The sequence below is a fragment of the Woeseia sp. D3-10 genome (assembly GCF_055809415.1).
On sequence record NZ_JBVVTW010000007.1, the window covers coordinates 154,617 to 176,909 of the forward strand.

15 protein-coding genes and 5 pseudogenes are annotated in these 22,293 nt (G+C 58.5%); 2 read left to right on the forward strand and 18 right to left on the reverse strand.

Features of this window, described 5'->3' with window-relative positions:
- Positions 1-168: 168 nt before the first annotated feature.
- The 3 genes and pseudogenes from prfB to AC0L8N_RS01485 form a co-directional block, all read right to left on the reverse strand.
- Positions 169-1,270, reverse strand: a pseudogene (gene prfB / locus AC0L8N_RS01475) (peptide chain release factor 2).
- Positions 1,271-1,304: 34 nt separating this feature from the next.
- Positions 1,305-3,038, reverse strand: a pseudogene (recJ, locus tag AC0L8N_RS01480) (single-stranded-DNA-specific exonuclease RecJ).
- On the reverse strand, positions 3,035-4,006 hold the full coding sequence (locus tag AC0L8N_RS01485) for a hypothetical protein (protein WP_473665802.1): 972 nt from the start codon (positions 4,004-4,006) through the stop codon (positions 3,035-3,037). Before AC0L8N_RS01485 ends, recJ begins: the two are co-directional and overlap by 4 nt.
- Before the next feature lie 183 nt (positions 4,007-4,189).
- Between AC0L8N_RS01485 and AC0L8N_RS01490 the strand changes: the two genes are divergently transcribed.
- Positions 4,190-4,558: an Mth938-like domain-containing protein gene (locus AC0L8N_RS01490; RefSeq protein WP_473665803.1), complete on the forward strand. Its 369-nt coding sequence runs from the start codon at positions 4,190-4,192 to the stop codon at positions 4,556-4,558.
- Positions 4,559-4,564: 6 nt separating this feature from the next.
- Here the strand turns inward: AC0L8N_RS01490 and rpoS are convergent, their stop codons facing one another.
- The 5 genes and pseudogenes from rpoS to surE all read right to left on the reverse strand — a co-directional run bounded on the left by rpoS (position 4,565) and on the right by surE (position 8,369).
- Complete coding sequence (rpoS, locus tag AC0L8N_RS01495; RefSeq protein ID WP_473665804.1) at positions 4,565-5,506, reverse strand: RNA polymerase sigma factor RpoS; 942 nt, start codon at positions 5,504-5,506, stop codon at positions 4,565-4,567.
- 65 nt (positions 5,507-5,571) lie between these two features.
- Positions 5,572-6,165, reverse strand: coding sequence for a peptidoglycan DD-metalloendopeptidase family protein (locus AC0L8N_RS01500; protein ID WP_473665805.1), 594 nt, complete (start codon positions 6,163-6,165; stop codon positions 5,572-5,574).
- 152 nt (positions 6,166-6,317) lie between these two features.
- Entirely contained in the window at positions 6,318-6,899 is a 582-nt protein-coding gene (locus AC0L8N_RS01505) for a YqaA family protein (RefSeq protein ID WP_473665806.1), read from the reverse strand.
- A 62-nt stretch (positions 6,900-6,961) separates the two neighbouring features.
- Positions 6,962-7,629, reverse strand: a pseudogene (locus AC0L8N_RS01510) (protein-L-isoaspartate(D-aspartate) O-methyltransferase).
- Complete coding sequence (gene surE / locus AC0L8N_RS01515) at positions 7,626-8,369, reverse strand: 5'/3'-nucleotidase SurE (protein WP_473665807.1); 744 nt, start codon at positions 8,367-8,369, stop codon at positions 7,626-7,628. The pseudogene AC0L8N_RS01510 and the gene surE overlap by 4 nt, the downstream one beginning before the upstream one ends.
- Positions 8,370-8,535: 166 nt before the next feature.
- Between surE and AC0L8N_RS01520 the strand changes: the two genes are divergently transcribed.
- Positions 8,536-9,093, forward strand: coding sequence for a Smr/MutS family protein (locus AC0L8N_RS01520; protein WP_473665808.1), 558 nt, complete (start codon positions 8,536-8,538; stop codon positions 9,091-9,093).
- On the opposite strand, the gene truD is transcribed toward AC0L8N_RS01520, so the two are convergent.
- The 10 genes and pseudogenes from truD to lpxB form a co-directional block, all read right to left on the reverse strand.
- The gene (gene truD, locus AC0L8N_RS01525; RefSeq protein ID WP_473665809.1) at positions 9,079-10,119 is read right to left on the reverse strand and encodes a tRNA pseudouridine(13) synthase TruD; all 1,041 of its coding nucleotides are present in this window, start codon (positions 10,117-10,119) and stop codon (positions 9,079-9,081) included. The genes AC0L8N_RS01520 and truD overlap by 15 nt on opposite strands.
- 16 nt (positions 10,120-10,135) lie before the next feature.
- Positions 10,136-10,426 carry a septum formation initiator family protein gene (locus tag AC0L8N_RS01530; protein WP_473665810.1) on the reverse strand — a complete coding sequence of 97 codons (291 nt, stop codon included), beginning with the start codon at positions 10,424-10,426 and terminating at the stop codon, positions 10,136-10,138.
- 33 nt (positions 10,427-10,459) lie between these two features.
- Positions 10,460-11,743, reverse strand: coding sequence for a phosphopyruvate hydratase (gene eno, locus AC0L8N_RS01535; protein ID WP_473665811.1), 1,284 nt, complete (start codon positions 11,741-11,743; stop codon positions 10,460-10,462).
- Between the two features lie 53 nt (positions 11,744-11,796).
- Positions 11,797-12,654 (reverse strand): 3-deoxy-8-phosphooctulonate synthase, encoded by an 858-nt coding sequence (gene kdsA, locus AC0L8N_RS01540; protein ID WP_473665812.1) that lies wholly within the window; start codon positions 12,652-12,654, stop codon positions 11,797-11,799.
- The gene (locus AC0L8N_RS01545) at positions 12,651-14,297 is read right to left on the reverse strand and encodes a CTP synthase (RefSeq protein ID WP_473665813.1); all 1,647 of its coding nucleotides are present in this window, start codon (positions 14,295-14,297) and stop codon (positions 12,651-12,653) included. The genes kdsA and AC0L8N_RS01545 overlap by 4 nt, the downstream gene beginning before the upstream one ends.
- 206 nt (positions 14,298-14,503) lie before the next feature.
- Positions 14,504-15,829 carry a tRNA lysidine(34) synthetase TilS gene (gene tilS, locus AC0L8N_RS01550; RefSeq protein ID WP_473665814.1) on the reverse strand — a complete coding sequence of 442 codons (1,326 nt, stop codon included), beginning with the start codon at positions 15,827-15,829 and terminating at the stop codon, positions 14,504-14,506.
- A gap of 41 nt (positions 15,830-15,870) precedes the next feature.
- Positions 15,871-16,831: pseudogene (locus AC0L8N_RS01555) on the reverse strand (acetyl-CoA carboxylase carboxyltransferase subunit alpha).
- A 90-nt stretch (positions 16,832-16,921) separates the two neighbouring features.
- Positions 16,922-20,449: pseudogene (dnaE, locus tag AC0L8N_RS01560) on the reverse strand (DNA polymerase III subunit alpha).
- A 101-nt stretch (positions 20,450-20,550) separates the two neighbouring features.
- Positions 20,551-21,138 carry a ribonuclease HII gene (gene rnhB, locus AC0L8N_RS01565; protein ID WP_473665815.1) on the reverse strand — a complete coding sequence of 196 codons (588 nt, stop codon included), beginning with the start codon at positions 21,136-21,138 and terminating at the stop codon, positions 20,551-20,553.
- Positions 21,135-22,286, reverse strand: coding sequence for a lipid-A-disaccharide synthase (gene lpxB / locus AC0L8N_RS01570; RefSeq protein ID WP_473665816.1), 1,152 nt, complete (start codon positions 22,284-22,286; stop codon positions 21,135-21,137). Before lpxB ends, rnhB begins: the two co-directional genes overlap by 4 nt.
- Between the last annotated feature and the right edge of the window lie 7 nt (positions 22,287-22,293).

Genomic DNA, 22,293 nt, shown 5'->3' on the forward strand with positions numbered 1-22,293 from the left:
CTCCAGATGCTCGCCTTCCTGCTCACCGTATGTCAGATGGAGTTCGTCAGCCAGCGCATTGCGCCTGAAGTCGTTAGGGAACGCATTGCCGGTTTCGCGCAGCGCGGTCAATTTGCGGCGACGCTCGGCAATCAGCGAGTTCTCGTCTTTGTCATTACTATTGGACACTTATAATCCCTGCTTCAGGCTGGCTTCGATGAAATCGTCAAGCCCACCATCCAGTTCAGCTTGAGTGTTGCCGGTTTCTACGCCGGTTCGTAAATCCTCAATGCGACTTTGCGTCCAGGCGCGTACGACCAGAATCTGACTGCCCCAGCCTACGTCGGCTTTGCTGTCTTCAACCAGCGCTGCCTGAGCGCGCCTGTTCTGCATTTCGAGTTCGTACAACTTGGCCTTGAGTTGCTCTCATCGCCGTTGCTTTGTTCTTGTGCTGCGACCGATCATTCTGACACTGCACGACGGTATTCGTCGGCAAGTGCGTAATACGCACAGCGGACTCTGTCCTGTTCACGTGCTGACCGCCCGCGCCCGACGCCCGGTACACATCAATGCGCAAATCCGACGGGTCTACGTCGATATCAATATCGTCATCAACCTCAGGTGATACAAACACAGACGCGAATGACGTATGCCGGCGATTGCCTGAATCAAAAGGCGATTTACGCACCAGTCTGTGCACGCCGGTCTCTGTTTGCGCAACCAACCGTAAGCGTACTCACCGTCAATCCTGATGGTCGCGCTCTTAATGCCGGCGACTTCGCCAGCGGAGGCTTCGATTAGTTCAGCTTTGAAGTCGTGTGTTTCCGCCCAGCGCAGATACATGCGCAACGGCGTCTCCGACCAGTCCTGCGCTTCCGTACCACCGGCACCGGACTGGATATCCACGAAGGCGCTTGCGCCATCCATCTCGCCGCTGAACATGCGCCGGAATTCGAGCGCCCCAATGCGGGATTCATAATTGCCGAGATCGCTTTCCAGCTCTGTCGCCGTACCCATGTCATTCTGGGCGACAGCCATTTCCAGAAGCTCATCCGCATCGGCCAAACTTCGCTTGAGTTCGTCCAGCGTGACAACGATGTCTTCCAGCGTTGCTCGCTCCTGTCCCAATGCCTGGGCCCGTTCCGGTTTGTCCCAGACGTTGGGTTGCTCAAGTTCTCGCTGAACTTCGGTCAGCCGTTCCGCCTTATTATCGTAGTCAAAGGTACCCCCTTAACGCCTCGTTGCGTTCGGTAAGGTCGGTAATTTTTGCTCGGATCTGACTGATTTCCATTGGGAATGCGCGGGTGGCCAAAAAACGCGGCATATTAACATGCCGAGGGACGAGGTACAGGACTGCGAATGGATACGATCTGTTCAACGATCAGTTGCGGCGATTCAATGCCGCGGATACTCGTTGACGTGCAGCTTGAAGACGAGTTGCACGGTCCCTCGCAAACCTTGCTCTGCCTGATTGAACGCAATGGCATCAATGAGCGGGCCGCCCGTTTCCGGCTCGACCCTCAGCTTCAAGTGACGCTCACCAACCACCCGTTGCTCACGGACGCGAAACTCGCCACGAAACAGCGGCTCCGGAAAACCCGCTCCCCACGGGCCTGCACCGCGGAGCGTTTGCGCAAACTTCAACGTCAGTGCGGTTGCCGGCAGCATACCGTCAGTCGCAATAGCGCCACTGAAGTCTGCCTCAGGGTACAAACGATTCAGTTGCCGTGATGCTGCCTTGCGGAATTCGTCCAGGTGCTGCTCCTGCAACGAGAGCCCCGCCGCCATGGCATGGCCACCAAACTTGCCCATCAAGCCCGGGTGCGCGGTCGACACCGCTTCAAGCAGGTCGCGAATATGCACGCCAGGCACAGACCTTGCTGAGCCTTTGAGTTCGCCCGGCTTCTCCCGAGCGAAAGCAATCACCGGTCGGTGACACCGCTCGCGGACGCGCGCCGCAACCAGACCAACGACCCCCTGATGCCATTTAGGATCGTAAACACAAACACAGGGCGGCAAATGCCGCGCGTCCATGGCGTCCACGTACTCAAACGCCTGGTCGCGCATCGTCGCTTCTATTTCCCGGCGCTCGCGATTGATCTCATCCAGCTCGGCTGCCAGTGACTCTGCATGCGCTGCGTCGTCGCTCAACAGACACTCAATACCAACGGACATATCCTCGAGTCGACCGGCGGCATTGAGACGGGGCCTACTGCGAATCCGAGGTCCGTGCTGACCACCCTGCTATGTACGCGTCCCGCAATTTCGAGTAACGCCTTGATACCCGGCACGCAGCGCCCGGCACGAATCCGTTGCAGTCCCTGTTGCACGAGTATGCGGTTGTTGCGGTCGAGGCGGACCACGTCGGCAACCGTGCCAAGCGCCACCAAATCGAGGAACTGCGCCGGGATTTTCGCAGCGCCATCGCGGCCCTCCGCCTGCATCCGCCTGCCCAGTGCCGCCATCAAATAGAAAGCGACACCGACACCGGCGAGGTTCGGACTCACGAAATCGCAGCCGGCCAGGTTGGGATTCACCATCGCTGCCGCTGCTGGCAGTTCGCTACCGGGTAGATGATGGTCCGTGACCAACACCTGCATGCCCAGCGCATTGGCCGCCGCTACGCCCTCGATGCTGGACACCCCATTGTCGACAGTAAGCAGCAAGTCCGGCTTGCGCTCGCTCGCCACCGCAACGATCTCCGGTGTCAAACCGTAGCCAAACGCGAAACGGTTCGGCACCAGGTAGTCCACAACGGCGAAGCCGAAGCCGCGCAAGCAGCGTACGACCAAAGCAGTACTGGTCGCGCCGTCGGCATCGAAATCGCCGATGACCATCACTCGCTTGTCGCGGTATTGCAGCAGCAGGTCCACAGCCTGTTCGATGCCGTCCAGCGACCCGACAGGCGCAAGGTGCTGCAAACCGTAGTCAAGGTCATTCACACTTTCTACGCCACGCGCGGCGTAAACACGAGCGAGCACAGAATCAATGCCGCTCAGCTCACGCATCGCGGCCACACCGGGCTTTCTGTCATTAAATGGCCGTGATCCTGCGGTCATACGTCACCCCCGACCGGCAGTACTGGTGAACGACGCCAGAATCGATAGCGATCGCTACGCCGCACGCGCAGTACCTCGCCATCCATAAACAACAGTGCAATGTCCGGTAGCTGGCCGTTCGCCTGCAACGCCTGAAGTTCCTGCAGAGCTGAGGTAACAGCATCCACGGAATCAGCAGCGGCCGGCGGTGGAACGACCGCCACGACCGGGCCTTTGCCGGCCGCTGCGCACTGGCTGAGTGACCCGGGCCAGTCACTGACCGAAGCTTGCGAATACCACCAGTAGCCACGCAACAAAGGTTCGTTCGCGTACAGCGCCGGTAATGCGCGGGGTACATGATCATCAACGGTACCGCCGCCCCACAGCCACAGGCTGTTCACCGGCGGCTGACCGCGCTGTTCCCGTTGCAAGTTTCGGCTGTGGTCGTGCAACGCCAACTGAATCTCCCCGCACAACTGCAAATAGCGCGTGGCCGAAGCACCGCTCGGCAGGTACGGGTCCGGGCGGGTGCCGTTAATCACGTCAGCCGGTAACGACGATGTAGCAAATGGCTGCGTCGACTTCAGATAGCCGACGTTTCCGACAGCCTCAAAATGGGTCTGATCATCCGCGACTATCGCTTGTTGCAGGTCTGCAAAAAGCTCGCGCAGCGTATCGGGGTCCAGGTCATCCGCTGTCGGCGCGTGCAAATCGAGTTTGTCGAGACCCGCCTGCAACCAAACCGGGTCGGCACCTGCCAGCCACCCAGAAGGAGCCGCGCCGGTTTGCCCCCAGTAACGCAATCCCGCGAATCCTGTCTCGGGAGTCGGCAGCGCCAGTTCAGCGAGCACCCGTTGCAGCACCGTACAATCGCCAGCCTGCTGACTCGCCACCGAACGAGCAAGCCAGCGACCACAACCCGCCTCATTCATCGCAAATGAAACTGAGCACGGCAAAGCAACAATGGCGTTGGCGTCGGTTTTGGCCATACCTGGGGTCCCGACCCGTTTGCACGGGCAGTCTCTTTCTTTCCTGAAGTGATATCGTCCGACTTTGAACAGTCGGCCGAGGTTTGTGTGATGCCGCCCGGCTATATCGGGCGGCCCAATGGTAACCGCGCACGACCTCCGGCGCACCCGCGCGACGAAATTCCCAGGTAACGCAGCAAATCAATGAAATTTACCCGCGACAATCACACCGATCTGAGTATTCGACGCATCGAACGCGGTGCGCTGACGATCGGTGAGGAAACGTTCACGGAAAATGTCGCGCTGACCGCGGACACACTGATTCGTGACTGGCCAGAGTTGGCCATAGACCAGATAGACCTCGGAACCCTGGAACGACTATTGGTCGAGAAGCCTGAAGTAATTGTGCTTGGTACCGGCTGGCAGCACCGTTTCCCACCCAGAGACCTGATGTTTGGTCTGGCACGGCGCGGCATTGGCCTGGAGGTCATGGACACGCCGGCAGCCTGCCGCACGTTCAATATTCTGGTGGCCGAGGGACGCCGGCCTGCCGCGTTATTGCTGATCGACTGACCAGCGTTAACCCAGCAGTGTATCGAAAGACAGGTCCTGATCTTCCATCATGCCGCGCAGATTGCGCAGCGCCTCCAACTGGATCTGCCGAACCCGTTCCCGGGTAACACCTATTTCGCTGCCGATCTGTTCCAACGTTAACCGGTTGTGGCCATGCAGTCCGAAGCGACGCTCAACCACTGCCCGTTGTTTGTCGCTCAAGCGGCACAGCCAGTCATCCAGCAGGGTTGCAACTACGGCGCGTTGCGCGCAGTGCTGTGGTTCGGCGTCACGTGCGGCTGGCAATGCCTCCAGCGGGCTGCGTTCTTCGTCGTTGCTGGTCGAGCCCAGAATGACACGGTCATGCAGCGCTAACAGACGCTCGACGTCGGCCACGTCGCGATCAAGCTTGGATGCTATCTCGGCAGCACTGGCCTCGCCCGCGTGTTTTTGCCCGAGTTTGTAGGCAGTACGCAAGCAGATATTGATGTCTTTAATGACGTGTATCGGCAAGCGTACCGTGCGCGACTGATTCATGATGGCCCGTTCGATCGTTTGCCGTATCCACCATGTCGCGTAGGTGGAAAAACGAAAACCGCGTTCCGGGTCAAATTTTTTGACCGCGTGTATCAGTCCGAGATTACCTTCTTCGATGAGATCCAGTAGCGGCAAGCCACGATTGAGATAACGGCGAGCCAACTTCACGACCAGACGCAAGTTCGACACGATCATCCGCTGCCGCGCGCGTTCGTCCCCGCGCTGCACACGGCGCCCCAATGTTACTTCTTCTTCGGCAGTTAACAGTTGTGACGCGCCAATGTCGTTCAGATACAGGCGGGTTGCATCAATGCCCACGCGTGCACGCGAATTTCGGTCCGCAGTGTCAATGGGGGGATCGTTAGTACCAGATTGCTGGCCGCGATCACGCGGCGACGGAATGCCACTGTCCAGGTTTTGCGTATAAGCCACGGCGCCTCTCCCGATTCAATTCGGAACAGCCCGCGAACGCCCGAAAACCGGCGTCACAAGTCGAATTATCTCGCTGGCAAATACTGTCGCGGGTTAACTGGCTTGCCGTTGCGCCTGATTTCAAAATGCAGTCGCGGCTGTTGTCCCGGCCCCTCACCCATGGTCGCGATCCGCTGACCTTTCCTGATCGTCTGGCCCTCCTTGACTAGGAGCGACGCGTTGTACCCGTAGGCACTGAGGTAGGTGTCGTTGTGCTTGATGATAATAAGCTGTCCGTAGCCGATTAGTCCACCGCCGGCATACACGATACGACCATCGGCCGCTGCAATGACCGGCTGGCCGACCCGTCCCGCCAGCCAGTACGCCCGTACCGGCGCCCGGGCGCTGACCGAATTCCACGGCGACCTTGCTTGCCATTCGTTCGGCCAGGCCCAGGCCGGAGACGGGCCAGCCGGAATCGGCGGCAACGGCGCCGGTGCTCTCGCGCCTCTGCCACTGGCCGTCGCAGCACGGCCCGAAGGCGGATTCAACCTGATCACCTGGCCCGGGTGTATCAACGAGCCGTCACCCAGATTATTCCAGCGCGCGAGATCCTGATGGTCCCGCCCGTATCGCCAGGCAATCGTGAACAGGGTTTCGCCACTGCGGACGATATGCACGTCACGGGATGCGTCAGTCCCGACCGTCGAACAGCCCGCACCCGCTCAGCAGGAGCACGGACACGAACAGGACAACCACGCCCTTGATACTGTTCGCCGGCTTCATGTCAATGGCTCGCCATTCCTTCGCCCCAATGCGAGAGTCACTGGACTCAGCGACTCATCCCAACAGCGGCAAGCACAACCGCAACGGCTACAACACTCCAGCCGATGCGTTCGACGTACTTCGGCAGAAATGCAGCCATACGGGGTCCGCCTGCGCGTACCAGTCCTGCCACCAGAAAAAAACGCGCTCCCCGACCCACCAGCGACGCAACGATGAAGCCGGGCAGATTCAGTGCCGCTACTCCAGCCGCTATCGTAAACACCTTGTAGGGTATCGGCGAGAAGCCGGCCAGAAAGACGGCCCAGATACCCCAGGTATCAAACCATTCGCGGCCTTTCAGGTACGCCAACCAGTAATGACTGTCCATCAGCCACGGTTCAATGCGGTCAAACAGAAACACGCCAATGGCGTAACCCGCAATGCCGCCGAGCAACGAGGCGATGGTGGTAATCGCAGCGAGCCGCCATGCGCGTTCAGGTCGCGCGAGGCACATGGGTGCCAGCATGACATCCGGTGGGATCGGAAAAAACGAGGATTCGGCAAAGCTGATACCGGCCAGCGCCTGTTCAGCCCTGGGATGCACTGACCAGCTCAGGACCCGCTCGTACAAGGCACCGAAGAGTTTCATCCGGCGGAAGAACTGGAATTACTTTTCACTTTAAGTAAGCAATCTATTTTCATGATTTTTAGTTACTTTCCATGAACCAATGGCACGAAGCTAACGGCCCCGAGGGAACGCTGATTCAACTCATTGCCATTGCGGGTAACGAGAGCCAGCTCCTGCCGGCCGCTGGGCCCAACAGGGATAATAAGACAGCCCTGCTCGCTCAATTGCTCGAGCAGTGGCACAGGCACTCTCGGTGCTGCAGCCGCGACAAGTATGCCGTCGTAGGGGCCGTACTTTGGCCAGCCAAGCCAGCCATCGCCTTGGCGAAAACGGACGTTGTAAATATCAGTTCGCTGAGTTGGCGACGGGCGCGGCGGAGCAGTGCCGGGATGCGCTCGACGGTATGGATCTCTTTGACCAACGGCGCCAGCACTGCCGTCTGATAGCCGCAGCCCGTGCCAATCTCCAGGACCCGACGGGCTCCCGACAAGTGCTCGAGCATTGCCTCCGTCATCCTTGCGACGACATAGGGCTGACTGATCGTCTGACCGAGCCCTATGGGCAAAGCGGTGTCTTCGTACGCCCTGCTGGACAGCGCCTCATCAACGAACAGATGCCGCGGCACACGGCGGATCTGCCCCAGGACTTCGTCTGAACGAATCCCCTGGTCCATCAGGCGCTGCACCAGTCGCTCGCGCGTGCGCAGGGAGGTCATACCTATGCCGCGAATACCCGGGTCGGCAGGCGTCATCTGTTCAGCCAGTCCTGCAACGGCTTAACGGCGTCTTGCCGCGTAAGATCGACTTTGAGCGGAGTAACAGAGACGTAACCTTGCTCGATCGCCGCAAAATCGGTGCCAGGTCCGGCATCCTGTCCGTCTCCGGCCGGGCCTATCCAATAAATCGTGCGACCGTGCGGATCTTTGGATTTGATCAATGGCTCCGAACGGTGCCGAAAACCGAGCCGGGTACTTTGCATACCCGCCAGTTCCGAATACGGCAAGTCCGGCACATTAACGTTGAGAATCGTGTCTGCTGCCAGCGTTTCGCGCTCGAGACGCTCAACGAGCTCGCAGGCAATCTTCGCCGCTGTAGCAAAATGGGTTGCGCGCGGACCGACCATAGACAGCGCAACAGCCGGAAATCCGAGAAACCGCCCTTCCATCGCGGCCGCGACAGTACCGGAGTAAATCACGTCGTCGCCAAGGTTTGCGCCGTGGTTGATACCTGAAACGACGATATCCGGTTCGAAATCGAGGTAACCGGAAAGGGCCAGATGCACGGAATCCGACGGTGTGCCGTTCACGCAGTAACAATTCTCGCGAACCTTGTGAATTCTGAGCGGCGAATGCAGAGTCAGTGAGTTGCTGGCACCCGAATGATTTCGGTCCGGGGCGACGACGACAACTTCACCGATATCGGCCAAGGCTTCCGCCAGGGTATTGATGCCAGTGGCGAGGTAGCCGTCGTCATTGCTAACTAAAATTTTCATTTACACGAGAGACTGGTTTTCGGGTCCGCCGGCAGATAGCGCACCGGGTAAGGTAAACTGGCCGCCAACGTCGCGAGGGCGAAACGCCGCTCACTATACTGAATGTTGCCTCCTCACCATAGCGTCAGGCGTGCAGACAGCTGAATTAATCTTTGCTCCGGTAGCCATGAACGACGATCACAGCGACAAACCACCCTCCGGTGACGAGGACGAAACTGCGCTATTTCGCCGCGCTGTCGCTGGTACGCGGCCGCTCAACACGAGCTACGTCGAGCCTGAGCGCAAGCGTCCCGCGCCACGCGCCCGTTTCCGGCGCCGCGACGAAGACGACGTGCTGACCGAAAGCCTGCTCGGGAATCCCGAGGATCTCGAAGCAGGCGCCGGTGAACGCTTGCAGTTCCGGCGTCCGGAAATCGGTCAACGCACCCTGCGCCGCCTGGCACGCGGCAGCTACAGCGTGCAGGCAGAAATCGACCTGCACGGCATGACCGCGACGGTTGCCGAATCAGCATTACAGGCTTTCATCAGGGACAGCGTGCGCGACAACCTCAGTTGCGTGCGAATTGTGCACGGCAAAGGTCACGGCTCCGGTCTTGGCGGACCGGTACTGAAAGTAAAGGTAAATCGCTGGCTACGTCGTTGGCGGGAGGTGCTCGCATTTACATCCGCGCGCCAGGTAGACGGCGGTACTGGGGCGGTTTACGTGCTGCTACGCAACGGCTGAGTCGCGGCTGCCGTCGTTATAAACCGCTATTTCACGCAAGACGGCGGTCGCGAAAGAGCCGCTTTGCAAGGTGAATTGCAGTCTCATTGAATCGCCCGAGTAATCCCACTCCAGCTCTTGAATCATAAGCCGTAGTGACCGCCGCGCTGCATCGCCGTGCCGCTCCAACGCCGTCACAAATTCACCGTGGCGTGCCAGCACTTCCTGCTCGATGCCAGACCGCGCGTCGGCCTGTCCGTTGCGACCCCACATAGGACCGCTTGGATGCACGTCAAACTGGCGGCATCGTTCGGCGAGAACCTCGTCCACCGTATCGACAGGAAAGTGACTGTTGCTGCCCTCGAGGCTTGCGATGTCACCGGGCAACAATTGATTCCAGTTACCTGCTGCCAACCGTGCATCGAGCACGTCGTTAAATATGAGTGAGCGTGCCGCCGACAGCGCCAGCGAACGCTGTTCTCTCTTCAAGCGTTGACCAGCGAACAACCGGCGCGCAAGCAACACGTTGCCGCCGCCATGACCGAAACGTTGTTCACCAAAATAATTCGGCACACCAGCAGTGGCTATGCGCTCCAATGCCGGTCGTGGGTCATTTATGACGTTTCTCAAGGTCAGATCGAAGCGGTTTGCCCGGTGAGTTCCGCGGCGCAGTTTGCGGGAATGCCGAACGCATTCGAGCATGACCACGCCATCCAGTGTGAAATCCGTCCAGACATGCTCCTGCCCCCGTGCACGCCGGACGCTGAACCACTGCGTCGTGATGGCATGCCGGTCTTTGAGTCCCGAATACCCGACGTCGCGCAACGGAATGCCGGCAAAACGAGCTAATTGCTTGGCGATCCACAAGGTGTTGTTGCCGGTTTTCTCCAGCAACAACCAGTCATGCTCACCAGCGCCCGAAAACTCAAGCTCCATGACCTCGCTGACCCGAAAATCTTCTGGCTGCGAACGAATGGTTGCGGTGACTGACGGCAAGCCGCCAGCTCGTCGCCAGTCTGGCAACGGATAGGGTTGTGGGGATGGCACCGTGTTCAGGTCGGTATCAGTGACGAGCGGTGTCTTGCGCGGGCACAACCTGAAAAAACGTCTCGTTCTTGCCGATCATGCCAAGATCGGTACGGGCCCGCTCTTCGGCGGCGGCCCGTCCGTTCTTAAGGTTCAGCACTTCAGCATCAAGTGCTGCGTTACGTTCACGCAGCTCCTCGTTTTGCTGGCGTTGCTCGGCGACGGCCAATGACAGATTCCGGGTCTTCCGATAGCCATCGTCGGCCAGCCACAGTTGGCCCTGCAGAGCGATAGTCATGACCATCAGTGTGTACATTACCCAGCGCATGTCAGTGTATCGATCGCCCCGTTAGCCTGGCGATCAGCCAGGCAGCGTCACATTAAACCCGGCTCGGCCCGCGTAGCTGGCCTTGCCGCCCAACTCTTCCTCGATACGCAACAACTGGTTGTACTTGGAGATGCGATCCGAGCGCGACAATGAACCGGTCTTGATCTGGGTCGCTCGCGTACCGACGCTAATGTCGGCAATCGTGCTGTCAGACGTTTCCCCGGAGCGGTGCGAAATCACAGCCGTGTAGCCGCCGTCGATCGCCATAGTAATCGCGTCAAGAGTTTCCGATAAGGTACCGATTTGGTTGGGTTTTATCAATATAGAATTTGCAATCTTCCGATCAATGCCGGATTTGAGGATAGCGGTGTTGGTCACGAACAGGTCGTCACCCACAAGCTGCACCCGCGATCCAAGTCTTTCTGTCAGTAACTTCCAGCCATCCCAGTCACTTTCGTCCATACCGTCTTCGATTGACACAATCGGGTACGCATCAGCCAAACCCGCAAGGTAATCAGTGAAACCCGCGGCATCGAAGTCCCGTTTTTCAGAACTGAGGCGATAACGGCCGTCGGTGTAGAACTCGGAGCTCGCCACGTCCAGCCCCAGCACGATGTCCTTGCCACAGGAAAATCCTGCTTTCTCAATGGCGGTCATAATGGTGTCAAGCGCGGCCTGATTGGAGGGCAAGTCCGGCGCGAAGCCACCCTCGTCGCCTACCGCCGTATTCAAACCCATCGACGATAAAACGCCGCGCAGTGCGTGAAAAATTTCGGCGCCATAACGCAGTGCCTCGCTAAAACTAGGCGCGCCAACCGGGAGAATCATGAACTCCTGGATATCGACGTTGTTGTCGGCGTGCGCACCGCCGTTAATGATGTTCATCATCGGCACCGGCATGGTCGAGCTTTCACCCAACGAACGGTACAGCGGCAAACCGGCCGAACGCGCGGCAGCGTGAGCGGTAGCCAACGAAATGGCAAGCAACGCATTCGCACCCAGTTTGCCTTTGTTGTCCGTGCCGTCCAAATCAATCATGCACTGATCAACTGCACGACAATCCGCAAACTCTTGCGCGAGCAAGGTGTCACGCAACACGCCATTAACATTGGCAACGGCTTTACGAACGCCCTTACCGAGGTACCGTGACTTGTCGCCATCCCGCAGTTCAACCGCTTCTCGGGTACCGGTTGACGCACCGGATGGCACGGCGGCGCGGGCCTGAGTTCCGTCCGCCAGACGCACTTCCGCCTCTACCGTTGGGTTGCCCCGCGAATCGAGTATTTCACGGCCATGAATATCAGTAATTTGGATCATCGTTCTGCCTTGTTCTAGTTCGTCCCGGCGGGGATCGTGGGTAAAATTCTGAGCTAGCTGTCTGCCGTAACGCCCAACCCGAATTCCGCTTCCTGGAATCCGCGCTGTTTGACAGCCTGATCGATCGTTAGCAGTGTTTCGAGCAGTTCCCGCATCATGGCGAGCGGCCACGCATTTGGGCCGTCCGAGAGCGCTGTGTCGGGCGTTGGGTGCGTTTCCATGAACACACCAGCGACACCCGCTGCGGCTGCCGCACGCGCGAGCACCGGCACGAATTCTCGTTGTCCGCCCGATACTGATCCTTTGCCGCCGGGCAGCTGCACCGAGTGCGTAGCATCGAAGACCACCGGGCAGCCGGTTCCGCGCATCACAGCAAGGCTGCGCATGTCCGACACGAGGTTGTTGTAACCAAAGGAGAACCCGCGCTCGCACACCATGATCTGCTCGTTGCCCGTGGTACGCGCCTTATCGACAACGTTCTGCATTTCCCACGGCGACAGGAACTGCCCTTTCTTGATATTCACCGGCTTTCCAGCACTGGCTGCCCGCAAAATAAAATTGGTCTGTCGACACAAGAATGCCGGCGTCTGTAACACGTCGACAACCGACGCAACTTCGTCCATCGGCGTGTCTTCATGTACATCGGTCAATACAGGCAACTGCAGCTGGCGCTTCACTTCACCCAGTATGCGCAGGCCCTCTTCCATGCCCGGCCCGCGAAAACTGCCAGTGGAACTGCGGTTGGCTTTATCGAACGACGACTTATAGATGAACGGTATCCCCAGCTCCTGGGTAATTTCCTGCAGCTTACCGGCCGTATCGATGGTCATGGCTTCGCTTTCCACAACACAGGTGCCAGCGATCAGAAACAACGGTTCCTTTGCACCGACCTCGAAGCCACACAGCTTCATGCTTCTGCTGCCTTTGGCATCAGGCCGCTGCGGTGTGCGCGGGTCGCCAGGACGAAGCCGGTGAACAACGGGTGTCCGTCACGGGGGTTCGACGTGAACTCTGGATGGAACTGGCTGGCGACAAACCAGGGGTGATCGGGTATTTCGACCATTTCGACGAGGTCATCGACTGAAAGACCGGAAAAGACCATGCCTGCTTCTTCAAGCGGCTGCCGGTAATTGTTGTTTACTTCATAGCGATGCCGGTGCCGCTCGTGAATGATCTCGCTGCCGTACGACTTCGCTGCCTGCGACCCGGGTTGCAGGTTTATCTGCTGCGAGCCGAGGCGCATGGTCCCGCCCAGGTCCGATTGTTCGCTACGCTCCTCAAATTTTCCGCTGCCCGTTTGCCATTCAGTGATCAATGCGACAACCGGATGCGAGGTTGTTCGGTCAAATTCCGTACTGTGCGCACCGCTAAGACCGGCAAGGTTTCGTGCAGCTTCAATGACGGCCACCTGCATGCCCAGGCAGATACCGAGGTACGGCACCTTGTTCAATCGGGCATAATTGACGGCTTTGATCTTACCCTCGACACCACGATCACCGAACCCACCGGGTACGACAATCCCGTCCATGTCCTGCAGGCAGTCAGTGCCGTCCTGCTCTATTTGCTGGGACTCGAAATAATGAATATTGACGCGTGTTCGGGTGTGGATACCGCCGTGCAACAGGGCTTCGCTCAGCGAGATGTAGGCATCGCGCAAGTCCACGTACTTGCCGACCATGGCGATATTGACCTCGGCTTCCGGGTTCAACTTCGCCTTAACGATTTCTGACCATTCGCTGAGGTCAGATTCCGGCAACTCGAGTTTTAGCTGAGTCGCGACAATTTCGTCCAGACCCTGCGCCTGCATCAATGCCGGAATCTTGTACAAATCATCGACGTCGATAGCCGAAATCACGGCTTTCTCTGACACATTGGTAAAGAGCGCAATTTTTCGCCGCTGCTCCGCTGGCAGCATTTGCTCGGAACGACAAACCAGTATGTCGGGCTGAATACCAATGGAGCGCAGTTCTTTGACCGAATGCTGAGTAGGCTTGGTTTTGATTTCAGACGACGTCGCGATGTACGGCACAAGCGTCAGATGGACGTAGACCACTTTGTCGTGTCCAAGCTCAACACCCATCTGTCGAATTGCTTCAAGGAACGGCAGCGATTCGATATCGCCTACCGTACCGCCAATCTCGACGAGGCAAATATCCGCATCGCCTGCGCCGCGTTTGACGCTCTCCTTAATCTCATCGGTAATGTGCGGAATGACCTGCACCGTCGCGCCCAGGTAGTCGCCACGGCGCTCTTTGCCTATGACCGTTTCGTAAATTCGGCCCGTCGTGAAATTGCTATTGCGACCGGTGGTCGTGCGCACAAAGCGTTCGTAGTGCCCGAGATCGAGATCGGTTTCGGTGCCATCGTCGGTAACGAAGACTTCGCCGTGCTGAAACGGGCTCATCGTGCCAGGATCGACGTTGATGTACGGATCCAGCTTGATCATGCTGATGGACAAGCCGCGCGATTCGAGAATAGCGCCCAGGCAGGCAGAAGTAATGCCCTTACCGAGCGAGGACACCACGCCGCCGGTGATGAAAACATACGATGTCATGAACGAACCCTGTGGGTACACGCGCGGGAAATAACAACGGGTCAGACCAAAACGCCGCGCCTGACTGCTGTAATGCGCGGTGATTCGCTCCAACCCGATCGGCACCCCTGAAGGGGGTCCTGTGTACGACCCGTCGTTTGATTAAAGACGGTGTTGCAAGTTATCAGAACGGCCAATTTATAACAACGAGCGCTACGGCGCCCACGTCAGAATAATGCCGGCTTTTGTTCCCAACTCACGCTAAAACCAGAAGGTTCTTGAAATTCAGCCGCGATCCACAAGTCTCCCACAGCGACCAGTTCTTCACCGGCGAACAAAAGTGGAATCCGATCGCGCATCCACGGAACGATGCCCGCCTCCTGTAAAAGACTCTTCAGTCGTCGCCGGCTACTGTCGCGCGCAGGCTGAATGCGTTCGCCCCCTTGGCGGAACCGAAGCTGCAAGCCAGCCGCTACGGTTGCCTCGCGAATACCACCCGACTCTGACCATTTCAGCGACAGCACACCTTGCTGCTGTGCCAATACGACACTCGGCTGGTCACAACCTAAGACGACGCTCGGAGTATGCAACTTTGCTGTCGTCGGCAACAGATAGAGACTATCCCGGTAACGGCGCGCCTCAGCATCAGGCCAGCTTACCAATGGGCTGGCATCACTGCGGGCATTGAGCAATTCGTTCTGAATCGCATGCAACTGATGGTACGGCGGAATGTTCAGATCAAGTGCATGGCAAGCCGCACGCACGAGGTTGCGCTGTCGTGCTGCGGACAAAGTAGTCATCGCGGCGATAGACAAACGCGCGGGACTGCCGCACAGCTCGATGTCGCTGCGCGCCAGCTCGTCCAACAGACCGGCAGCCTCGGTGACGTGAGCAGTGCTGCGCGACAACGAGCGCGCTGCCTGTGGCCAGCGGGTGTGCAAGGCCGGCAAGACCGTCCGCCGCAAGTAATTGCGATCGTAGCGCTCATCCGCGTTTGAAGGGTCGTCGATCCAGACCAGGTCGTGTTCTGCCGCGTAGTTGGCAATGGCCTGCCCGGAGACATGCAACAATGGCCGAATTAAAAAACCGGGGCCGAACTGACGCCACACGGCAGCGCCGCGCAGTCCTCGAATGCCGCTGCCGCGCAGCAAATTCAACATCAGGGTTTCCGCCTGATCGTCTTCGTGATGAGCCGTCAATAGCCAGTCACCCGGCTCCATGGCGGACTGCATAGTGGCGTAACGTGCCGTCCGTGCACTGGCCTCAAGGCCAAGACCTTCGTTGTTGACGACTACCCGAAAACTCTTCAGTGCCACGCCCAGCTCGCTGGCGTGAGCTTCGCACTGCGCCTGCCAATCATCGGCGCGACGCTGCAGACCATGGTTGACATGCAACGCCATTACGTCGGTGCCAGCGTCTTTCGCCCACCCACGCAATAAGTGCAGGAGCACCGTGGAGTCCCTGCCACCACTCCATGCCACGAGAACCCGATTCGGACGACCACAGTTGTCTCCGAAGGAACGGAGCTGCTCGCGAAAGATTGCGCTATTCAAAGGCACGGCTTGCTACAGCCTGGCTCGGCCGGCCGGCCAGATCAGGTTTCTTTGAACTGGCCAAAACCTGCGATGCGTTTCCGTCGCTCCTCGACCAGCTTGTCTTTATCCAGTTTGTCGAGATCCGCGAGGTGCTTGTTCAGTGCGTTGCGCATGACCTCTGCCATCGCTTCAGGATCGCGATGCGCCGCTCCGAGCGGCTCCTGCAAGACTTCGTCCACCAGCCCAAAACCATTCAGATCCGCAGCGGTGATCCGCATGGCTTCCGCCGCATCTTCGGCTTTTTCAGCACTCTTCCACAGGATCGTTGCGCAACCTTCGGGGGAGATGACGGAATACACGCCGTACTGCAACATCAACAGGCGATCACCGACACCGATAGCGAGCGCTCCGCCAGAGCCGCCTTCGCCAATGACGATACTGACGATAGGCGTCCGCAGTCCGGCCATCAGGTACAAGCTGTACGCAATCGCCTCACTTTGCCCGCGTTCTTCTGCACCGATGCCCGGGGTAAGCACCAGGTGTATCAATCAAGGTAACAATAGGCAGAGAAAATCGCTCGGCCATACGCATGAGCCGTTGCGCTTTGCGATAGCCCTCAGGTTTCGGCATACCGTAATTTCGGCGCACCCGTTCCTTGGTATCGCGGCCCTTTTGGTGACCGATGAACATCACTGCGCGACCATCAATACGACCGATACCGCCGATGATCGCCGGGTCGTCAGCGTACATTCTGTCGCCGTGCAGCTCCTGAAAATCCGGCGCAAGCATGCGCAGATAATCGGCCGTGTACGGTCGCATCGGGTGCCGCGCCAGTTGTGCAATTTGCCAGGCACTCAGTTTCGAAAAGATGCTTTTGGTCAGCGTCTCGCTTTTGTTCTTGAGACGCGCGACCTCCTCCGAAATATTGATCTCAGAGTCATCACCCACGAAGCGAAGTTCGTCGATTTTTGCTTCCAGCTCTGCAATCGGCTGTTCAAATTCCAGGAATTTCAAATCCATACTGGCCTTGTACAAACGTTACTGATTCATTGCCCCGGGAACCCTCAAAGCTCCAACCCGAGCTCCGGCAAGCGCCGGAAACCAAGAACTCTACATCATTTCCCGGCTGGATGCGTAGAGCAGTCGCACGCTGTCGCGCCCCAATAGCTCGATCAGTTTGTCGCGTAACTCCCTGCTCGGACGCACATTCCAGTCGGCACCCAGCGAGAGCCGAGCCCGCGCGCCGGCGCCGGTGTATTGCACGGCAACGTCGCACTGCCCTTTCCTGTACGGTAACAAGACATCGTGCAATTGGGCGAGCATGTTTTGCCCCTGCCCGTTCGGCTGCAATCGCAGAATCATACTGCGAGCACGTTGTTCAATAACCCGATCGATGGGCAAAATATTCTTGGCATTGACTTGCCAGCTCGCACTGAAGTCGTCGTATCGCAAACCGCCTGAGACTACAACGATCTCGTCTTTGGCCAATAAGTCACGAAACTCCTGGAACGCCTCTCCGAACAGAGACAACTCCAGCCGACCGGTGTCGTCGTCCAGCACGACCGTCACGCGATTACCGCGCTTGCGAATATCCATAATCAGGCCCGCCACCGTCACTTCGCGACGGGCCTGCGCAAAATTTCCCGTTCGCCGTTACTCTGCGGTGCGGGCTCCGAGCCGATGTCAGCCAAGACGTCCGTCGACAAAGTACCCGGCGTCACCGCGCACGGCATCAAACGGATGCCCTGTCAGGTACAGGCCGAGCGCTTCCTTTTCATTCTTCAGCCGTTCGAAGTCAGCCCATTCCCGCAAGGTCGTGGTGATTTCCGGGACCGGCTCCGGTGTCGCCGCTCCGGCGAGACCGAACATGTCATTCTGTCCCGCGGCGGCGGCGCGTGCAGCTTGGCCTGCACTCTTGAATTGCTTCCGGCAGTTGTTCGATGAGACCGCGGCGAGAATTCGCAAAGCTGTCCAGTGCACCGGACTTGATCATCGCTTCCAGAGCCCGACGATTAACGCGATCGAGGTCTATGCGCCCCCGCCGGAAGCTCAACGCAACTCGAAAACGGCCCATGCTCTGTGCGTTCCCGAATCATGGATTCGACTGCACTCCGTCCAACACCCTTAATGGCACCCAGACCGTACAAGATTTGCCGTTCGCCCGCGACGCGAAATTCGTAAGCTGACCGATTGATGTTGGGTGGTAGCGGTTTGATTGCCAACTGCCCGGCAATCGTCCTTCAACATGACCAGGCGATCGGTATTGTCGATGTCGGCCGTCATCACCGCGGCCATGAACGCTTCGGGGTGATGCGCTTTCAGATAACCAGTCTGGTAAGACAGCAAGGCATATGCGGCGGAATGCGACTTATTGAATCCGTAGCCGGCAAACTTCTCCATCAGGTCGAAAATGCGCGTTGCGGTGGCCTTCTCAACGCCGCGCTCAGTCGCGCCGTCGACAAAAATTTCGCGCTGCTTCGCCATCTCCTCGGGTTTCTTCTTGCCCATCGCACGGCGCAGCAGATCGGCGCCACCCAGCGTATACCCGGCCAGCACCTGGGCAATCTGCATGACCTGCTCCTGGTACAGAATCACGCCGTAGGTCGGCCCCAGTACAGTGGTCAAATCCGGGTGCAGGTAATCAATGTCGGCTTTGTTGAGATCGTGCTTGCGCGTAATGAAGTCGTCGACCATGCCCGACTGCAGAGGACCCGGGCGGAACAGTGCGACCAACGCGATCAAGTCCTCGAACTGATCTGGCTTGAGGCGTTTGATCAGATCGCGCATGCCACGCGATTCAAGCTGGAAGACTGCGGTTGTATTGCACGCGCGCAATTGCTCAAACGTCAGCGCGTCGTCCATCGGCAAACTGGCGATGTCCAGCGGATTGTCGGCACGACCCGCATTGACGATGCGTACCGCCCAATCGATGATCGTGAGCGTTTTCAGGCCTAGAAAGTCGAACTTGACGAGGCCTGCTGCCTCCACGTCGTCTTTATCAAGCTGTGTGACGACATTCACGCCGCCCTCTTCACAATAGAGCGGCGTGAAATCGGTTAACTTGCCGGGTGCGATAACGACACCACCGGCATGCTTGCCCGCGTTTCTGGCCAGTCCCTCAAGTGAACGCGCCAGATCGATCAGGCCACGCACTTCGTCGTCGTCTTTGTACATTGCCGCAAGTTCGGCTTCCTGCTCTAACGCCTTGTCCAGCGTCATGCCGATCTCAAACGGAATCTGCTTCGCGATCCGGTCAACAAAGCCGTACGGGTGACCCAGCACCCGTCCTGTGTCACGGACAACGGCTTTGGCAGCCATCGTGCCGTAAGTAATGATCTGCGAAACCCGTTCCCGGCCGTACCGTTCCGCCACGTAATCAATAACCCGATCACGCCCTTCCATACAGAAGTCCACGTCAAAGTCGGGCATGGACACACGCTCCGGATTGAGGAAGCGCTCGAACAGCAAGTCATACTGCAACGGGTCTATGTCGGTAATGCCAAGTACATAAGCAACCAGTGAACCCGCGCCGGACCCACGGCCGGGCCCGACAGGGATTTCCTGTTCCTTCGCCCACCGAATGAAGTCGGCAACGATCAGGAAGTAACCCGGAAAACCCATCTCGCAAATGACATCCAGCTCGGATACCAGGCGTTGCCGATACGGTGTCGCCACGACTTCAAGGCGTTCCTTTGGTGTTTTTTCTGCCAGCACTTTGCGCTCGAGCATCTGCTCCAGACCGCGCTCCGATTCAGCCCGCAGAAACTCTTCCGTCGATTGTCCTTCCGGCACGGGGAACGCCGGCAGGACCGACTGCCCCAAAGTCAGGTTTAAGTTGCAACGGCGGGCAATTTCCAGCGAGTTGCTGATCGCCTCAGGGACGTCCGCGAACAACGCGGCCATCTCATCGCCATTACGCAAGTACTGTTCGGCACTGTACTTGCGGGTCCGGCTGGCATCGTCCAGTGTTCGACCGTCGTGAATACAGACCCGGGCTTCGTGCGAATTGAAATCACTCGCGTCGAGGAAACGCACGTCATTGGAAGCAACGACGGCAACACCTCGCTTGCTGGCAATCTGCAAGCTGCGCTGCATGCAGACAGCCTCGCCGCTGCGGCCGGTGCGGGTCAGCTCCAGGTAGTAGCGGTCGCCGAACAGGTCGAGCCACTGGTCGAGCATGGACTCGGCATCGTCTTCATGCCCGTTCGTCAGCGCACGCCCTACGTCGCCGTGCATGCCGCCGGACAAGGCAATCAGGCCACTGCAGTTCTCCGCATTGAGCCACTCGCGGCGCGCCATCGGCACACCGCGGTACTGCCCTTCCAGGTAACAGCGGCTGACCAGTGTCGTCAGATTCCGGTAGCCCTGCTGGTTCTGGCACAACAACACCAGACCGTCATACAGACCACTATCCTCGTCGCGGCGAATCCGTAGATCAGCACCAATCAGGGGTTTGATACCGTGCGCCAGCGCTTTCCGGTAAAACTTGACCAGCGCAAAGATATTGTTCTGGTCTGTCAGCGCCACCGCGGGCATGCCGGTATCTTCACAGCGTTGCATCAGCGCAGGGATGCGCACAGTACCGTCGACAATCGAGTACTCAGTGTGCAAGTGCAAATGTACGAAAGGCTTGCTCATCCGGTATTCGTGCCGCGCCGCGGCCGTGGACAGTCCTGTGTTGGGCGGTCGATGATTTTATCAGCCTTAGCCAGACGATGGGGAATCGAATCGTGGAATGCCTACAACATCTCCGACAATGGCCGGAAACTGCGCCGATGCTGCGGACAGGGCCCGAACTTCAGAAGGCTTTCGCGGTGCTCTCGCGTGCCGTAGCCCTTGTGCTGCGCGAAACCGTACTGTGGGAATGCGTCATCGAGCCGACACATCATGCGGTCACGCTCGACCTTGGCGAGTACCGACGCCGCGCTGATGGAGGCTACCGTTGCATCTCCGCCAATGATGGCTCGTCCTTCAACTGACCTTCCGTAGAACTCCAGTTTCGGCAAATGTTTGCCGTCCACTTCTACGGCATCCGGCAGGACCCGCAAACCGATCACGGCTCTGCGCATCGCCAGAAAGGTCGCCTGGAAGATGTTCAGGCTGTCGATCTCAGCCGCATCGGCGCGAGCAATCGCCCAGGCAATAGCGGACTCCTTAATGGCTGGCGCCAATTCTTCGCGCCGCCGCGCTGTCAGTTTTTTAGAATCCGTCAAACCGTCAATTGCACAATCTGCTGGCAGAATTACTGCCGCCGCAACGACAGGTCCGGCAAGTGGGCCGCGACCAGCTTCGTCAATTCCTGCGACGAGCAACGCACGCCCACTCATTGGCGACCAGTGCTTCGCGCCGCCAGCGTTAGGACCGCTTGCGCGGCTTGTTCGCTCGCATCACACGCCAGCTGATCGCGTAGCCCGGCGAAGACTTGCCGAATGCGTGCGCGTTCCGCATCGCTGTCCAGCAGTGACGAAACAGCATCGTCAAGTGCCCCCGGTGTCACCCCGCCCTGCAGGAACTCGGGCACCAGCGGCTCCTCCGTCAACTGATTGGGCAGTGTGAAATACTGGACCTTCACCAGCCGCAACGCCTTCGCCAGAAAATAGCTCAATGGCGCAAGCCGGTAGGCAGCGATTGTCGGGCGACACAACAGCGCCGCTTCCAGCGCTGCCGTTCCTGATGCCAGCAACACGACGTCGCCAGCAATAATTGCGGACTCCGAACGACGATCCAGCAGAGTAAAATGTGCGTTCAGTCCCACTGCCGTTAGTTGCTCAGTGAATAAAGCGCGGGTTGCCTGGCTCGCGAGCGGCGTAACGAAAGCAATATCTTCGTAGCGAGTCAGCAAGCGCTGACAGGCCTGCAGAAACACCGGCCCGAGCCGGGTCACTTCCGACATGCGGCTGCCCGGCATGACAGTAACAACGCGCGTAGCACTAATACCCAATTCTTTCCGCACGGTTTGGGCATCGGTTTCCCGTGGTAAGCGATCGGCAAGTGGGTGACCGACAAACGTCGCCGCAATACCGTGCTGAGCGTAAAAATCGGGCTCAAAAGGCAAGAGGCAAAGCACGTTATCCGTCGCTCGACCAATTTTATGGACTCGCCGCTGCCGCCATGCCCAAACGGACGGACTCACGTAGTGCACCGTCGGTACGCCAAGGTCCTTGAGCCGCCGTTCGAGCCCCAGATTAAAATCGGGCGCATCTATACCAACGAAGACATCCGGCGGGTTTGCAGTCCAGTGCCGAACCAAGTTCCGACGCAGTCGCAGCAGTCTGGGAATATGCCGCAACGGCTCTATCAAGCCCATTACTGCCAGTGCATCCGATTCTTCGAAGGCATCGCAACCGGCTTGTTGCATTGCCGTGCCGGCAACTCCCTCGCAGCGGATGCCCGGGACCCGTTCGCGCAACGCCTCTATCAGCCCGGCGCCGAGAAGATCGCCTGATGCTTCACCGGCTACGAGTCCAATTCGCAAATCCCTG

Bases quoted from the DNA above. Each gene is read 5' to 3' on its own strand.
- AC0L8N_RS01485 (WP_473665802.1), bottom strand. From the start codon at position 4,006: ATGGCCAAAACCGACGCCAACGCCATTGTTGCTTTGCCGTGCTCAGTT.
- AC0L8N_RS01490 (WP_473665803.1), top strand. From the start codon at position 4,190: ATGAAATTTACCCGCGACAATCACACCGATCTGAGTATTCGACGCATC.
- AC0L8N_RS01505 (WP_473665806.1), bottom strand. From the start codon at position 6,899: ATGAAACTCTTCGGTGCCTTGTACGAGCGGGTCCTGAGCTGGTCAGTG.
- surE (WP_473665807.1), bottom strand. From the start codon at position 8,369: ATGAAAATTTTAGTTAGCAATGACGACGGCTACCTCGCCACTGGCATC.
- AC0L8N_RS01520 (WP_473665808.1), top strand. From the start codon at position 8,536: ATGAACGACGATCACAGCGACAAACCACCCTCCGGTGACGAGGACGAA.
- AC0L8N_RS01530 (WP_473665810.1), bottom strand. From the start codon at position 10,426: ATGCGCTGGGTAATGTACACACTGATGGTCATGACTATCGCTCTGCAG.
- eno (WP_473665811.1), bottom strand. From the start codon at position 11,743: ATGATCCAAATTACTGATATTCATGGCCGTGAAATACTCGATTCGCGG.
- kdsA (WP_473665812.1), bottom strand. From the start codon at position 12,654: ATGAAGCTGTGTGGCTTCGAGGTCGGTGCAAAGGAACCGTTGTTTCTG.
- AC0L8N_RS01545 (WP_473665813.1), bottom strand. From the start codon at position 14,297: ATGACATCGTATGTTTTCATCACCGGCGGCGTGGTGTCCTCGCTCGGT.
- rnhB (WP_473665815.1), bottom strand. From the start codon at position 21,138: ATGAGTGGGCGTGCGTTGCTCGTCGCAGGAATTGACGAAGCTGGTCGC.